This is a genomic window from Nonomuraea sp. NPDC049649, from assembly GCF_040675175.1.
Lineage (GTDB): Bacteria > Actinomycetota > Actinomycetes > Streptosporangiales > Streptosporangiaceae > Nonomuraea.
In genome coordinates, this window is record NZ_JBFAOH010000075.1 from 1 (window position 1) to 12,941 (window position 12,941).

Genomic DNA, 12,941 nt, shown 5'->3' on the forward strand with positions numbered 1-12,941 from the left:
GGTCGCGTTTGTCATCTCTCCAGCGGGGTGCCCTCTTCCGCCTGCCCGGGCCAGGGGTGGGGCCGTCTCACCAGTCGAGAACGCATCGGCCTTGGATCGTCCCTGCCTGTGCCGCGACGGGTGTTCTTACGATCCTGCTGCTCGTCATGGGCGCCAAGGGTGCCGAGATCTCTCAGACACTGTCCCTCGGGGTCGGCATCATCGGTTGTCTCATCAGTGTCTACTTCCAGAAAACGGAAGCGCCTCTCCCCTCTCTCCAGTCGTGGTGGTATTGGCTGCTATCGGCGGTGCCGCTGGCCATTCTGGCCGTGGCTGTCGGCTGGTGGTTCTTCATCCACAAACCGGATGAGAACGTCACCGACCTGGTCCAGATTTCCGTGAGCAACGAGGCGAAAGGTGACCAGAGCAAGGTGATAGGTGACCAGAGCAAGGTGATCCTGACCCTGCCCCTTGAGAACGGCTCCGCCGCGGGTTTCGTGCGGGACAACCTCGCTCTCACGCTGAGACTTGTGAATACGAAGACGGTCGGCAACTGCGTTACCCCCGCGACGCTCGACATCACTCCGAAACTCGACGGCAAAGACGGGGAAACGGTGAAGGGGGTGCGCTCCGAGAAGGAGGTTCTCCTGCCGCTGGAGGGATCGAAACGTGGGGTAAAAGCAGAGATCGTCGTCCATCTGCCCGACCCATCATGCACAGTGAATCTCACGGTCAGTGAAGCGGTCCTGTTCAACTAGCAAGGGAGCACGCCCGGTGGTTCGAGTCGGTCAGAAGGCCGCGATGGTCGCTTTCATCCTCTTGGCTTCCGCCTGCGCGTCCAATTCGCCACCGCCGCAACAGCAATCCCCCTTCCCGAAGGAAACTATCTTCGTCGGTGTCACCCCTGACCATCCCGGCTTTTCGACCGAGGAACCGGGGACCGCCCGGCGCACCGGATTTGACGTCGACTTGGCCCGCTGGCTGGCCAGCCGCCTAAACAAAAAAGCGAGGTTCGTAGATATTACGCTGGAGGAGCGGATGGAGGTATTGGAAAAACCATCCTCCGGGATCGACATGGTGATCTCTACATTCTCCATCAATGACGATCGCCGGGATGTCATCGACTTCGCTGGGCCGTACATGATCACCCGCCAAGGGGTGATGGTCAGGAAAGGCGACGACCGCATCAAGGACTTTGAGAGCCTGACCAGCAACAACAGAAATATCTGCGTCCCGCGTGGCACCACGTCCGAGGCCCAGCTCGCTTCCTTCAAGAAGAGCGGCCTGATTCTCACGGATGAGATCGCACAGAAGAACTGCTTCAACAGACTACTCGACGGGCAGGTTGACGCGTTCTCCACCGACCAGCTCATATTGCACGGGTTCGCCACGGAAGCGCCGTCGAAGACCCACGTCACAGACGTGTCGTTCGGAGCAGAAGAGCAATACGGCATCGGCCTCCCGAACAACGACAGAGCAAAATGCGAAGTCATCACCCGACTCCTGCAGCAGTTCATCGACGAGGGAGAATGGGAGGACGTGCTCGCCCAGAACCTCAGGCTCGAAGAACCGCAGAATCACAAACCATTCAAGCTCGATCCTTGCGAATAGAACGGCGGCGGACCCAGCACACGGCTGCCTCACCACGTGACCACGACCGCACCGAACGCCGGCCAGAACAACGACGCCTCACCAAGAGTGACACTCCTTGAACCTGAGGACGTCCCCGTCTTCGATCAGCCCGCCGCCTTGCGGCTCAGGTGCTCCCAGGCGCGGTACTCGTCCAGTCGCGCCCCTTCCATCTGCAGGACCATGTCGTACGAGGCGCCGCCCACGATCAGCCGCCGGGGCGGATCGGGCAGGTCGACCAGTTCCATGACCACGGGTGCGGCGGTGCGCGGGTCGGGCCCGGCGTCGTCGCCCCACATCTCGGTCAGCTGCTTGCGCAACGGGTCGTAGGCGGGCAGCGGCTCGGCCTGCGTGGTGCCGGTGGTGAACAGGCCGGTGTCGTAGCCGCCCATCTGCAGGTTGGTCACCTTGATCCCGAACGGTTCCACCTCCATCGCCAGCGCCTCGGTGATCGAGTCGAGCGCCGCCTTGCCCGCCCCGTAGAAGCCGACCCACGCGAACCCGCCGCCGGACCCCATCGAGGTGACGTTCAGGATCCGCCCGGCGCCCTGCCTGCGCAGGTGCGGCACGACCGCCTGGCACACCCAGACGGCGCCGAGCGTGTTCACATCGAAGTGCGCCCGGATCGCCTCCTCCGACGCCTCCTCGATCATCCCCAGCAGCAGGCCGCCGGCGTTGTTGACCACGACGTCGATCCGCCCGAGCGAGGCGACCGCGCCGTCCACCGCCTCATGGACTGCGGCCCGGTCGGCGACATCCAGCGCCACCGGGATCAGCCGTCCGCCGTGCTCGGCGGCCAGCTCCTCCAGCGGGGCCACATTCCTCGCCGCGCCGACGACGCGGTCTCCCGCGGCGAGCGCCGCCTCGGTGAACGCCCTGCCAAGCCCCCGGGACGCACCCGTAATGAACCACACTCGCGCCATGAGCCACCCCTTTTCCTAGACGAGACGTTCCGTCTCGACACCAAACCCTGCACCACCCGCCTACGTGTTGTCAATACGGACCGTCTCGTCTCAGCTCAGGTTCAACCGGTACACCGCCGTCTCCCAGCGGCGGAACCCGGCTCGTTCGTACAACCGATGGGCCGCCACCCGCTCCGGCCGCGACGTCAGTTCGATCGTGCGCGCCCCGCGCTCCCGGGCCAGCTCCACCGCCCGCTCCGTCAGCGCCGCCCCCACGCCCCGGCCACGGGCGGCCTCATCCACCACGACGTCCTCGATCCGCGCCCACAGACCAGTGCCCAGCGGGATGGCCACCAACGTCAGCAACCCCACCACAGCACCTTCGACCCGCGCGGCCAGCACCGTGTTCCCCTCGAACCCGACCACCCGCTCCACGACCTCCCGGTCGGGCGCCGCCCTGGTCGAAAGCTGAGGCAGCAACCGCTCGAACGCCGCCACGACCTCGTCACTCGCCTCACGCACGATCTCGATCACGACACCCATAGCCCGACCCTACGAAACGCCCCCTCCCCCGCCCCTTGGCAACCCGTCCACAACACGGCGCTCGCCGACACCTGCCGGAGTCGGTCCGGCTGGTGGCGCTGTCGACCACGGTCAGCGACCTGGGCAGGGTCGTCCGCCATCCGAGCCTGACCGGTCGCCCCGCCGAGCTCCTGGTCGTCACCGGCAACCCGTCAACGGCGCGGTACTCACCGACCTGCGCAGAGTCGTCCGCTACGTCGCCCGCATGCACCTCCTGCATCGCCGCCGAGGGGCGCGAGGGCCGTGAAGTGCGGTAACACAACGTGCGGGGGTGGGGTTGGGGGCAGAACGCTGGGTAGTTTGCGGGTTATGGGGGATACGTATGTGCTGGGCCCGGAGACGGGGCGGCTGGTGGTGGAGACGAAGCGGACCGGGCTGGGCGCCAAGGCCGGGCATGATCTGACGATCGAGGTGACCCAGTGGCGCGGGGAGGCCGTGGTCGATCTCGATGATCCGGGGGCGTCCGGGGTGAACGTGGAGGCGGACGCGGGGTCGCTGCGGGTGGTGTCGGGGTCGGGCGGGGTGAAGCCGCTCACCGCTTCCGACAAGGCCGACATCGAGCGGACCATCCGGGAGAAGGTGCTGCGCACCGACCGGTTTCCCACGATCACGTTCCGGTCGAGACAGGTGAGCGGCACGCGGGAGTCGTTCCGGGTGGAGGGTGAGCTGACGCTGGCGGGTCAGACCCGGCCGCTGACTCTCGGCTGCGGGTTCGACGGCGACCGGGTGCAGGGCGGCGCGACGGTCAAGCAGAGCGTCTGGGGCATCAAGCCGTACTCGGCGTTCTTCGGGGCGTTGAAGCTGGACGACGACGTGACCGTCCGGTTCGAGGTGGCCCTCTCGAAGAGCTAGCGCGGCTTCCGGTAGAGGTTCTCCTGGGTGATGCTGGCGGCGAGCCGGCCGTCGTGGGTGTGGATGGTGCCGGTGTACCAGCCGCGCCCGGCCGCGACGGTGTGCGGCACGAGGTCCATGAGCACCCATTCGTCCATGCGGGCGGGCCGGTGGAACCAGACCGCGTGGTCGAGGCTGGCGCCGGAGCGCGCGCCTTCGCCGTCGGCGATGCCGGTCACGCCGCTAGAGATGTCCGAGAGGTACGTGAGCACGCACGCGTGCAGGAGTTGCCCGCCGGGCAGGTCCTGGGTGCAGCGGGCCCAGAACCGGGTGGGCCACTCGGCCGCCGGGTAGGGCTGGGGCGGCAGCCGGCTCTCCATGGAGAAGAGGCGGGGCAGTTGGACGGGTTCGAGCCCGTCGGGGCCGGGGGTGTCGGGCGCGGGGTGGATCTGCACGTCGGGGCCGGATTCGGGGACGTGGAAGGACGCCGACATGTTGAAGATGACCTCGCCCTTCTGGATGGCGACGACCCGCCGGGCGGAGTAGGACCGGCCGTCCCTGTCGCGGTGGACGCGGAACACGGTGGGCCGGGCGGCGTCGCCGCTGCGCAGGTAGTAGCCGTGGAGCGAGTGGGGCAGCCGGTCGGCCGGCACGGTGTCGCCGGCGGCGGCCAGCGCCTGCGCCGCCACTTGTCCCCCGTACAGCGGGAACGGCTCCTCGAAGACGGTGGTGCCCCGGTAGAGGTCCTCTTCGAGCTTCTCCAGCGTCAGCAGGTCGAGCACGGTGGGGGCGGCCTGAGGACGGAAGGTCGTCATGAGCGAGACCGTAGAGGACGCGCCGGACCTGGCGCGAGGCGGGGGTGGCCCTCGTGAGAAGCTCGGCGAAATGTCCCGGAGTGAGAGGAGTGACCGGTGGCTGAGGACGAGCTGGTCTACGAGGTCGACGGCGGGGTGGCGGTGATCCGGCTGAACCGCCCGCGCTACATGGGGGCGTTCACCTGGCCGATGATCAACGCCTGGGCGCAGGCGCTGCGTGATGCGCAGGAGGACGAGAACGTCCGGGTGGTCGTGCTGACCGGCACCGGCGACGGCTTCTGCAGCGGCATCGACCTGAAGGCGCTCGACGAGATCGAGGCGACCCCGATCGAGCGCAAGCGCATGTTGACCGACCGGGTGCACAAGGTGGCGCGGGCGGTCGAGGACCTGGAGAAGCCGCTGATCGCCGCGGTGAACGGGGTCGCGGTGGGCGCCGGGATGGACATGGCGCTCATGTGTGACATGCGGTTCGCCGCCCGGTCGGCCCGGTTCTCGGAGGGTTATATCCGGATCGGCCTGGTGCCGGGCGACGGCGGCGCGTACTTCCTGCCCCGGCTGGTCGGCCCGGCCAAGGCGATGGAGCTCCTGATGACGGGCGACTTCGTGGACGCGGAGGAGGCGCTGCGGCTGGGCATCGTGAACCGGGTCTACGACGACGAGGCGCTGCTGCCGGAGACGCTGGAGTTCGCCCGGGGCATCGCGGCCAAGCCGCCGATCGCGATCTCGATGATCAAGCGGGCGGTCTACCAGTCGATGCGCACCGACCTGCGCACGAGCCTGGACCTGATCTCGTCGCACATGGCGGTGGTGCAGGCGACCGACGACTACGCCGAGGCCATGAGCGCTTTCCTGGAGAAACGCCCCGGCCACTACCGCAACCGTTGACAGAACAGAACATTATTCGATAGGCCAGGGGCATGGTCGCAGCCGACGAGTTCGACGAAGTCCTCAAGCAGGTACGGCAGTTCGTCCGCACCCGCGTCGTGCCGAGAGAGCAGGAGATCGCCGACTCCGACGCGATCCCCGACGATCTGCGCCGCCAGGCCCAGGACATGGGCCTGTTCGGGTACGCCATCCCGGAGGAGTACGGCGGGCTCGGGCTCGACATCATCCAGGACGTCCGGCTCGGCTTCGAGTTCGGCTACACCAGCCTCGCGTTCCGGTCGATGTTCGGCACCAACAACGGCATCGCCGGCCAGGTGCTGGTCGGGTTCGGCACCGACGCGCAGAAGGAGCGCTGGCTGCCGACGCTGGCGTCCGGCGAGGTCACCGCGGCGTTCGCGCTGACCGAGCCGGAGGCCGGCTCGGACCCGTCAGGGCTGAAGACCACGGCGACGCCCGACGGCGACGGCTGGGTGATCGACGGCGGCAAGCGGTTCATCACCAACGCCCCGATCGCGGGGCTGTTCGTGGTGTTCGCCCGGGTCCGCCCGGCGGACGAGGCGGGCAGCGGCATCGCGGTGTTCCTGGTCCCGGCCGACGCCCCCGGCGTGACCGTGGGGCCGAAGGACGCCAAGATGGGCCAGGAGGGCGCCTGGACCTCTGACGTCACCTTCGACCAGGTCAGGCTCGACGCGGACGCGCTGGTCAGCGGCGAGGTCGACGCCGGTTTCCGGGCCGCCATGACGGTGCTGGCACGCGGCCGGCTGCACATCTCCGCGGTGGCCGTCGGCCTGATGGAGCGGGCGCTCGACGAGTCGGTGGAGTTCGCCGCGCACAACCGGCAGGGCGGCCGCCCGGTCGGCGACTACCAGCTCGTGCAGGCGATGCTCGCCGAGCAGAAGTCGCTCTGCATGGCGGGCCGGGCGATGACGGACGAGGCCGCCCGGCTCTGGCTGACCGGCGAGGACCGCAGGCTCGCCCCCTCCGCCGCCAAGCTGTTCTGCACCGAGTCCGCGAGCCGGGTCGCCGACCTGGCCGTCCAGGTCCACGGCGGCAGCGGCTACATGCGCGGCGTGCCGGTCGAGCGCCTCTACCGCGACGTGCGCCTGCTCCGCCTGTACGAGGGCACCAGCGAGATCCAGAAGCTCATCGTCGGGCGCGAGCTGATGAGGCGGGCGCGCGCGTGACGCTGAGCGAGGAGGAGCAGGAGATCGTCGCGCTGGCGCGCGCGTTCGTGGACGAGCAGGTCCGCCCCCGGGTACGGGAGTTCGAGCAGGACGACCTCTACCCGGAGCCGCTGATCGAGCGGATGAAGGCGCTCGGCTTCTTCGGCATGCTCGTCCCCGCCGAGCACGGCGGCGCCGACGTCAGCCCGGCCTGCTTCGCCCGGGTCAGCGAGGAGCTGGCACGCGGCTGGATGAGCCTGTCCGGCGCCATCGGCGGCCACTCGGTCGTCGCGTACCTGCTGCGTACCTACGGTACGGACGAGCAGCGCGCGAGCCTGCTGCCCCGCATGGCCGACGGGAGCCTGCGCGCCACGATGGCGCTCACCGAACCCGACGGCGGCAGCGACCTGCAGGCCATGCGGACGGTCGCCACCCCCGACGGCGACGGCTACCGCATCGACGGCGTGAAGACGTGGATCTCCAACGCGCAGCACGCCTCGCTCGTCGCGCTGCTGTGCAAGACCGATCCGGCGGCCGAGCCGCGGCACACCGGCATCAGCGTGCTGCTGGTGCCCCGCGAGAGCGGCTACACGGTCTCGCGGAAGCTGCCCAAGCTGGGCTACCGCGGCGTGGAGGCGTGCGAGGTCGTCTTCGACGGGGTGCGGGTGCCGGGGAGCGCGGTGCTCGGCGGCGTCCCCGGCCAGGGGTGGACGCAGATGATGCGCGGGCTGGAGGTCGGCCGGGTGCAGGTGGCCGCCCGCGCCGTCGGCGTCGCCCAGGCCGCGTTCGACGACGCGCTCGCGTACGCGCAGGTCCGCGAGTCGTTCGGCAAGCCGATCCACCGCCACCAGTCGGTCGGCAACCTGCTGGCCGACATGGCGACCAAGGTCCACGCGGCCCGGCTGCTCACCGCCGACGCGGCCCGGCTGCTCGACTCGGGGGCCCGCGCCGACCTGGAGGCGGGCATGGCCAAGCTGTTCGCCTCGGAGGCCGCGATGCAGGTCGCGCTGGACGCCATCCGGGTGCACGGCGGCAACGGCTACTCGCGTGAGTACGACGTGGAACGCTACTTCCGCGACGCCCCGCTGATGATCGTCGGCGAGGGCACGAACGAGATCCAGCGGCTGGTGATCGCCGACCGGCTGGTGGCCCGGGCCAGGGAGGCGGGCCGCTGATGGCCGCCCCGCTGGCGGGGCTGCGCGTCGTCGAGCTGTCCGGGTACGTGGCGACGCCGCTGTGCGGGATGACCCTGGCGCGGCTCGGCGCCGACGTGGTCCGGGTGGAGCCGATCGGCGGGCAGGCCGACCGCTCCCGCTGGCCGCTCGCCCCCTCCGGCACCAGCCTCTACTGGACCGGGCTCAACCAGGGCAAGCGGGCCGTCGAGGTCGACTTCCGCTCCGCCGAGGGCCGCGAGGTGATCGCCGCCCTGGTGGCGCGGCGCGGTGTCGTGGTGGCCAACGCCGATCTGCCCGGTCTCTCGTACGAGGAACTGCGCGAGCGGCGGGAGGACCTGATCCACGCGCTGCTCACCGGCAGGCGCGACGGCGGGACGGCGGTCGACTACACGGTCAACGCCGAGACCGGGCTGCCCGCGGTGACCGGGCCGGCCGGGATCGAGGGGCCGGTGAACCATGTGCTGCCCGCGTGGGACATCGCGGCCGGGCTCTACCTGGCCACCGGGCTGCTGGCGGCCGAGCGGCACCGGCTGCTGACCGGCGAGGGGCGGCGGATCACGGTGGCGCTGCGGGACGTGGCACTGTCCACGGTCGCCGGCCTGGGGTATCTCGCCGACGCCCAGCTCGGCGGGGCGCCGCGGGAGAAGGACGGCAACCACTTCTACGGCGGGTACGGGCGCGACTTCCGCACCGCCGACGGGCGGCGCGTCATGCTCGTGGTCCTCACCGCGCGCCACTGGGCCGACCTGCTCGACCTCACCGGCCTGACCTCCGCGGTCGAGGCGGTGGAGCGGGCGCTCGGCGCCGACTTCCGCCGCGAGGGCGACCGGTACACGCACCGCGCGGTCATCGGCGGGCTGCTGGAGCCGTGGTTCGCGGCCCGGCCGGGGGCGGAGGTGGAGGCGGCGCTGTCGGCCAGGCGGCTGCTGTACGCGCCGTACCGGACGTTCGAGGAGCTGGCGGCGGACCCGGAGGGGCTGCTGGCGGCCAACCCGGTGCTGGGGATGCTCGACCAGCCGGGCGTGGGGCCGCACCTGTCGGGGGGCTCGCCGGTGGTCGTGGACGGCGAGCAGGTCCCGCCGCGGCCGGCGCCGCCGGTGGGCGGGCACACCGTGGAGGTGCTGCGGGAGGAGCTGGGCTACTCGGCGGCGGAGCTCGCGGAGCTGCGCGAGCGGGGCGCGATCGGCTGAGCCGTCAGCCGACCGGCGCGGTCATACGGCGGACCAGCGTGTGCAGGTAGGCGCGGAACTCCTCCACCGCCTCGGGGTCGGCCTCGTCGCCGCGCTGCCGCGAGACGTACCGCACGCCGCCCGACAGGAACCCGTACACGCACCACACCACCGTCCACAGCAGGTGGTCGACGCTCACCCCGTCCGGGGTCAGCCCCTGCATGGCCTCGGCCACCTCGAAGGCGAGCGGCCGCGAGTACAGGCCCTCCAGGTCGGGCGTGTCGGCGGCGTCGCCGGTCCAGCGGTGCAGCCAGAGCGACAGGTACTCGGGGTGCGCGAGGTTGAAGTCCAGATAGGCGTCGACCAGGTCGAGCGCCGCCTGCACGCCAGGGGTGGCGGACCTCAGGGCGGACCGCACGACCTCCTGTTCGGCGCGGAGGGCGCGGGCCATGACCTCCTGGTACAGCTCCGGTTTGTCGCCCACCGCCTGGGTCACCTGCTCCGGGTCGACCCCCGCGGCGTCGGCGATCATCCGCATCGACGTCCAGTCGTAGCCCAGCTCGGCGAAGAGCCGCGTCGCCACCCCGATCAGCCGGTCCCGCTCCGCATCCATGGCCATCACCCTAAGTGATGTCCTGGTCGCGTTCCCGTAGCAGGCCCGGTGTCGTCCCTGGTCAGCGGTAGGCGAGGCGGCGGAGCAGGATCTCCGCCGGGCCGCGAAGGTCCGCCCGGCGCATCAGGTCGGCGAGGACGAGCGACACCAGCCAGGTCGCCGCCGCCACCGCCGTGGCCCCCGCCATCCCGAGGTCGTCCTGGAGGCCCAGCCCGAAGGGGGAGAACACGCCGACGAACGCGACCGACTGGAACAGGTACAGGCTCATCGAACGCCGGCCGAGCGCCTCGACGGCGGTGATCACGGAGCCCCGGCGCCGGGCCGCCCACGGGGCGAGCAGAGCGACGGCGGTGGCCAGGGCGAGGCCGCCAGCGTAGCCGGTGAGCGGCTGCGCGAACGAGGCGGCCACGACCACCGGGGCGGGCGCGCCGGTCCACAGACCGGTCTGCATGAGCGCCGCCGGGACCGAACCCGCGACGGAGACCGCCGTGGCGAGCACCGTGAAACGGGCCAGGATCCGCCGGTGCCGCTCCGGCTCCTCCAGGACGCGCCGCCGGGCCGCCCACACGCCGAAGAGCACCCCGGGAATCACCAGGACCACACCGAAGACCAGGCCGAACGGCCAGATCACGACCCGGCCGATCATCAGCTCGCCGAAACTCTCCGTCCCGGGGGCGAACCCGCCCATGGTGAAGGGAGAGACGCCCTGCGACAGCGGCGCCCACAGGCCCAACCCGGCCAGCGCCGTGGCGGGCACCAGAGCCGCGACCGCCGTCCCCAGGATCGTGGCGTCCTTGCAACGCAGCATCCCGGTCAGCAGAACGGCCGCGACCCCGTACACCGCCAGAATGTCGATCGGCACCAGCAGCACCACGTGCGCGAACCCGAACGCCACCAGCCACCAGCCGCGGCGGCGCAGCAGCTTACGCGCCGACACCCAGTCGGCGCCGCGCCGCGTCCTGCTGTTCAGCAGCTGTACGAGCGAGTAGCCGAACAGGAAGGCGAACATCGGCCGCGCGTGATTGTTCACGAACAGCACATGGAAGAACTCCGAGACCACGTTGGCCACCGCCGGGCCGCGGTCCACGGCGACCACGTACAGCGGCGCGTGCGCGAACGCGATCGCCAGCAGCATGAGGCCGCGCGCCAGGTCGGGGGCCGGCGCCCGGACCGTCGCCGGCGGCGCCTTCGTGTCCAGCATCGGGGTTCCTCCCAGGTCATGAGCTCCAGTGACTCCGACGCTACGGACGCGGGCACCCGCCCGGAATCCGGCTGGAAACACGATGGGGGTGGACCTAGGTGCACCTTTCCGGACCGGTCGCATACGGCTTGTGAGGACGGGTGGCGCGGGCGCGGGACGTGTGAGGACCGGTCGCGCGGGCGTACGGCTTGTCAGGACCGGTCGCGCGGGCGTAGGAGCGGACCGTCGCCGCCATCAGCGCCACCGCGGCGAGCCCGGCCAGGCCGTGGTACCAGCGCCAGCCCACCCCGAGGCCGACGAACCCGTCCACCGCCATGACCGCCGCCCCCGCCCCCACCCCCAGCAGCGCGACGCCCAGCACGACCAGCATCGGCAACCGGGGCAACCGGCGGCCCAGCGCGGTCACCGTCAGCAGGACGAGCACCGCCCCCAGCACGCCGTTCCCGGCGGCCGTCCACTGGGCGGCGGCGACGTCCATCATCTCCCGGGCATACCGCTCATGCTCGGCCGCCGGGACCGCCGGGCCGCCGGGAAACCCCAGACGGCCCTGCGCGGCGTAGACGGCCTTCCCGGCGGCGTAACCGAGGAACAGCACCGCCGTGGCGCAGGCGGGCCAGCGGGTCATGGCTCTCTCCTTAGGGTCGGGCCTCCAGGATCAACCGCAGGTCCCGCCTGGACCTCCCCCGCGCGGGGGAGCCCCCTCCCTCCCGAGAGCTTCAGTGCGGCGGGCGCTGGGCGAACCCGTAAGCCGCCTCGGACGCGCTGCACACGCCCTCGCCCGGCATGACCTGGATCCGCGCCGGCTTCCAGACCTGCACCGTCCCGAACCGCACCCGGGCGAACAGGCACTCCCCCGGCCCCTTCGCGCAACGCCACCCCCAGCACGCCGTCCACCAGGGCGACGTCCTGCTTGATCCGCTCGTCCAGTCGTGATCCGATCGTGGCGCCGTCTTCGGGGCATAGGGCGCGTGACGGTCCACTAGGGTGCCCCTCCTTTCGCCCGTTCCCAACGCGCCCCGGGGTGCGGAAGGTTGTAGTCGGACTGAAAGGAGACGGTATGGGCGGCGGGCACGCGCATTACGTCGTCGTCGACGGCGCCGGTCACCGTGTCTGGTCGCGCCACCGGGCGGCCGAAGACCTCTACGGGGATCTGCTCCGCGGCCCCGACGCCATGATGGCGTTCATCCGGGAGCAGAAGGGCGGGCACCGTGATTTCTGGATGAACGCGCTGCTGTGGCACGGCGTCGCGCTTCTCGACCTGCGCAGACGCCTGCTGCTCGTGCAGACGTACCAGTGGATCCCCGGGCGTGAGGTCACGTCGGTGCTGGAGATCCGGGCGTGGTTGCGGCTGGTCCGGGCCGCCTGGCCCGGCTGGACGGTGACCTGGGTGCCGCGCGGTCTGCACCAGGTCATGGAGTACCTGGGTCTTCCGTACGAGACCGTCCTGGACATGAATGCGCGGCAGGCGCCGCGCGCGGACTGGGCCCTGGCGCCTGTGCAGGAGGATGACCTGTCCGTGTCCGCCGACGTGGTCATCGCCGTCCGGGACGTGGAGGGGCGGCTGTCGTTCGGGGGCTGGTGGTGCGGGGGGCTGGACGAGCCGTTGATGGCGGGGCCGGAGGTGTTGCTGATCCCGCAGGACGAGGCCGTGCCGTTCGCGGTGCTGGAGAGCGTCTCGTGGAGCGGCCTCTATGTGGACGCCCCGAGGCGGCGGCTGGACTGGTGGTCGCTCGACTGGCCGCTCGATCCGCGGGAGCTGCCCGTGCGGTGGCCGGGGTGGGAGCTGACGGATCACGGTGACGCGTTCGAGGAGGTCGCGGCGCTGGTAGGACCCGAGCTGCTGCTGGACGTGGACCGTGAGGAGGAGGTCTTCCGGGAGGTGGCCGGGCTGTTCGGGCGGTGACGGAGGCGCGGCGCCGAAGACCATCAAGGACGCGATGGAGAAGCAGATGCGGGCCGAGCGTGACAAGCGCGCCGCCATCCTCACCGCCGAGGGC

The 12,941-nt window shown here is 70.7% G+C and carries 15 protein-coding genes; 9 read left to right on the top strand and 6 right to left on the bottom strand.

Annotated features, from left to right (window positions below; genetic code table 11):
* Together AB0J42_RS37040 and AB0J42_RS37045 are read left to right on the top strand one after the other, a co-directional pair.
* The coding region (locus tag AB0J42_RS37040) for a hypothetical protein (protein WP_364303144.1) at positions 1-737 on the top strand (737 nt) is incomplete at its 5' end.
* Positions 738-780: 43 nt separating this feature from the next.
* Complete coding sequence (locus AB0J42_RS37045; RefSeq protein WP_364303146.1) at positions 781-1,590, top strand: transporter substrate-binding domain-containing protein; 810 nt, start codon at positions 781-783, stop codon at positions 1,588-1,590.
* Between the two features lie 125 nt (positions 1,591-1,715).
* Here AB0J42_RS37045 and AB0J42_RS37050 read toward each other — a convergent pair whose 3' ends face one another.
* Positions 1,716-2,531, bottom strand: coding sequence for an SDR family NAD(P)-dependent oxidoreductase (locus tag AB0J42_RS37050; protein ID WP_364303148.1), 816 nt, complete (start codon positions 2,529-2,531; stop codon positions 1,716-1,718).
* A 90-nt stretch (positions 2,532-2,621) separates the two neighbouring features.
* Positions 2,622-3,053 (bottom strand): GNAT family N-acetyltransferase, encoded by a 432-nt coding sequence (locus AB0J42_RS37055; protein ID WP_364303150.1) that lies wholly within the window; start codon positions 3,051-3,053, stop codon positions 2,622-2,624.
* Between the two features lie 348 nt (positions 3,054-3,401).
* On the opposite strand from AB0J42_RS37055, the gene AB0J42_RS37060 reads away from it, so the two are divergent.
* Positions 3,402-3,944: a YceI family protein gene (locus tag AB0J42_RS37060; RefSeq protein ID WP_364303152.1), complete on the top strand. Its 543-nt coding sequence runs from the start codon at positions 3,402-3,404 to the stop codon at positions 3,942-3,944.
* On the opposite strand, the gene AB0J42_RS37065 is transcribed toward AB0J42_RS37060, so the two are convergent.
* Positions 3,941-4,738, bottom strand: a complete 798-nt coding sequence (locus AB0J42_RS37065) for an acyl-CoA thioesterase domain-containing protein (protein WP_364303154.1) — start codon at positions 4,736-4,738, stop codon at positions 3,941-3,943. The two genes, AB0J42_RS37060 and AB0J42_RS37065, sit on opposite strands and share 4 nt — an antisense overlap.
* A gap of 96 nt (positions 4,739-4,834) precedes the next feature.
* Here AB0J42_RS37065 and AB0J42_RS37070 point away from each other — a divergent pair, with 96 nt between their 5' ends.
* From AB0J42_RS37070 to AB0J42_RS37085, 4 genes are read left to right on the top strand one after another with little or no spacing between them, the layout of a single operon-like run.
* Positions 4,835-5,623, top strand: coding sequence for an enoyl-CoA hydratase-related protein (locus AB0J42_RS37070; protein ID WP_364303156.1), 789 nt, complete (start codon positions 4,835-4,837; stop codon positions 5,621-5,623).
* A gap of 32 nt (positions 5,624-5,655) precedes the next feature.
* Positions 5,656-6,807, top strand: coding sequence for an acyl-CoA dehydrogenase family protein (locus AB0J42_RS37075; RefSeq protein WP_364303158.1), 1,152 nt, complete (start codon positions 5,656-5,658; stop codon positions 6,805-6,807).
* Positions 6,804-7,961 (top strand): acyl-CoA dehydrogenase family protein, encoded by a 1,158-nt coding sequence (locus tag AB0J42_RS37080; protein ID WP_364303160.1) that lies wholly within the window; start codon positions 6,804-6,806, stop codon positions 7,959-7,961. The genes AB0J42_RS37075 and AB0J42_RS37080 overlap by 4 nt, the downstream gene beginning before the upstream one ends.
* Positions 7,961-9,151: a CoA transferase gene (locus AB0J42_RS37085; RefSeq protein ID WP_364303162.1), complete on the top strand. Its 1,191-nt coding sequence runs from the start codon at positions 7,961-7,963 to the stop codon at positions 9,149-9,151. Before AB0J42_RS37080 ends, AB0J42_RS37085 begins: the two co-directional genes overlap by 1 nt.
* A gap of 4 nt (positions 9,152-9,155) precedes the next feature.
* On the opposite strand, the gene AB0J42_RS37090 is transcribed toward AB0J42_RS37085, so the two are convergent.
* The 3 genes from AB0J42_RS37090 to AB0J42_RS37100 all read right to left on the bottom strand — a co-directional run bounded on the left by AB0J42_RS37090 (position 9,156) and on the right by AB0J42_RS37100 (position 11,569).
* Complete coding sequence (locus AB0J42_RS37090; RefSeq protein WP_364303164.1) at positions 9,156-9,743, bottom strand: TetR/AcrR family transcriptional regulator; 588 nt, start codon at positions 9,741-9,743, stop codon at positions 9,156-9,158.
* Between the two features lie 61 nt (positions 9,744-9,804).
* The gene (locus AB0J42_RS37095) at positions 9,805-10,944 is read right to left on the bottom strand and encodes a DUF418 domain-containing protein (RefSeq protein ID WP_364303166.1); all 1,140 of its coding nucleotides are present in this window, start codon (positions 10,942-10,944) and stop codon (positions 9,805-9,807) included.
* Between the two features lie 94 nt (positions 10,945-11,038).
* Positions 11,039-11,569 carry a hypothetical protein gene (locus AB0J42_RS37100; protein ID WP_364303168.1) on the bottom strand — a complete coding sequence of 177 codons (531 nt, stop codon included), beginning with the start codon at positions 11,567-11,569 and terminating at the stop codon, positions 11,039-11,041.
* A 158-nt stretch (positions 11,570-11,727) separates the two neighbouring features.
* Here AB0J42_RS37100 and AB0J42_RS37105 point away from each other — a divergent pair, with 158 nt between their 5' ends.
* A complete protein-coding gene (locus tag AB0J42_RS37105; protein ID WP_364303170.1) occupies positions 11,728-11,877 on the top strand; it encodes a hypothetical protein in 150 nt (49 codons plus the stop codon).
* Between the two features lie 124 nt (positions 11,878-12,001).
* Positions 12,002-12,847 carry a hypothetical protein gene (locus AB0J42_RS37110; RefSeq protein WP_364303171.1) on the top strand — a complete coding sequence of 282 codons (846 nt, stop codon included), beginning with the start codon at positions 12,002-12,004 and terminating at the stop codon, positions 12,845-12,847.
* The last annotated feature ends 94 nt before the right edge of the window (positions 12,848-12,941 follow it).

Coding starts and splice junctions, on each gene's coding strand:
- AB0J42_RS37045 (WP_364303146.1), top strand. CDS start 781: ATGGTCGCTTTCATCCTCTTGGCTTCCGCCTGCGCGTCCAATTCGCCA.
- AB0J42_RS37050 (WP_364303148.1), bottom strand. CDS start 2,531: ATGGCGCGAGTGTGGTTCATTACGGGTGCGTCCCGGGGGCTTGGCAGG.
- AB0J42_RS37055 (WP_364303150.1), bottom strand. CDS start 3,053: ATGGGTGTCGTGATCGAGATCGTGCGTGAGGCGAGTGACGAGGTCGTG.
- AB0J42_RS37060 (WP_364303152.1), top strand. CDS start 3,402: ATGGGGGATACGTATGTGCTGGGCCCGGAGACGGGGCGGCTGGTGGTG.
- AB0J42_RS37065 (WP_364303154.1), bottom strand. CDS start 4,738: ATGACGACCTTCCGTCCTCAGGCCGCCCCCACCGTGCTCGACCTGCTG.
- AB0J42_RS37075 (WP_364303158.1), top strand. CDS start 5,656: ATGGTCGCAGCCGACGAGTTCGACGAAGTCCTCAAGCAGGTACGGCAG.
- AB0J42_RS37085 (WP_364303162.1), top strand. CDS start 7,961: ATGGCCGCCCCGCTGGCGGGGCTGCGCGTCGTCGAGCTGTCCGGGTAC.
- AB0J42_RS37090 (WP_364303164.1), bottom strand. CDS start 9,743: ATGGATGCGGAGCGGGACCGGCTGATCGGGGTGGCGACGCGGCTCTTC.
- AB0J42_RS37095 (WP_364303166.1), bottom strand. CDS start 10,944: ATGCTGGACACGAAGGCGCCGCCGGCGACGGTCCGGGCGCCGGCCCCC.
- AB0J42_RS37100 (WP_364303168.1), bottom strand. CDS start 11,569: ATGACCCGCTGGCCCGCCTGCGCCACGGCGGTGCTGTTCCTCGGTTAC.
- AB0J42_RS37105 (WP_364303170.1), top strand. CDS start 11,728: ATGACCTGGATCCGCGCCGGCTTCCAGACCTGCACCGTCCCGAACCGC.
- AB0J42_RS37110 (WP_364303171.1), top strand. CDS start 12,002: ATGGGCGGCGGGCACGCGCATTACGTCGTCGTCGACGGCGCCGGTCAC.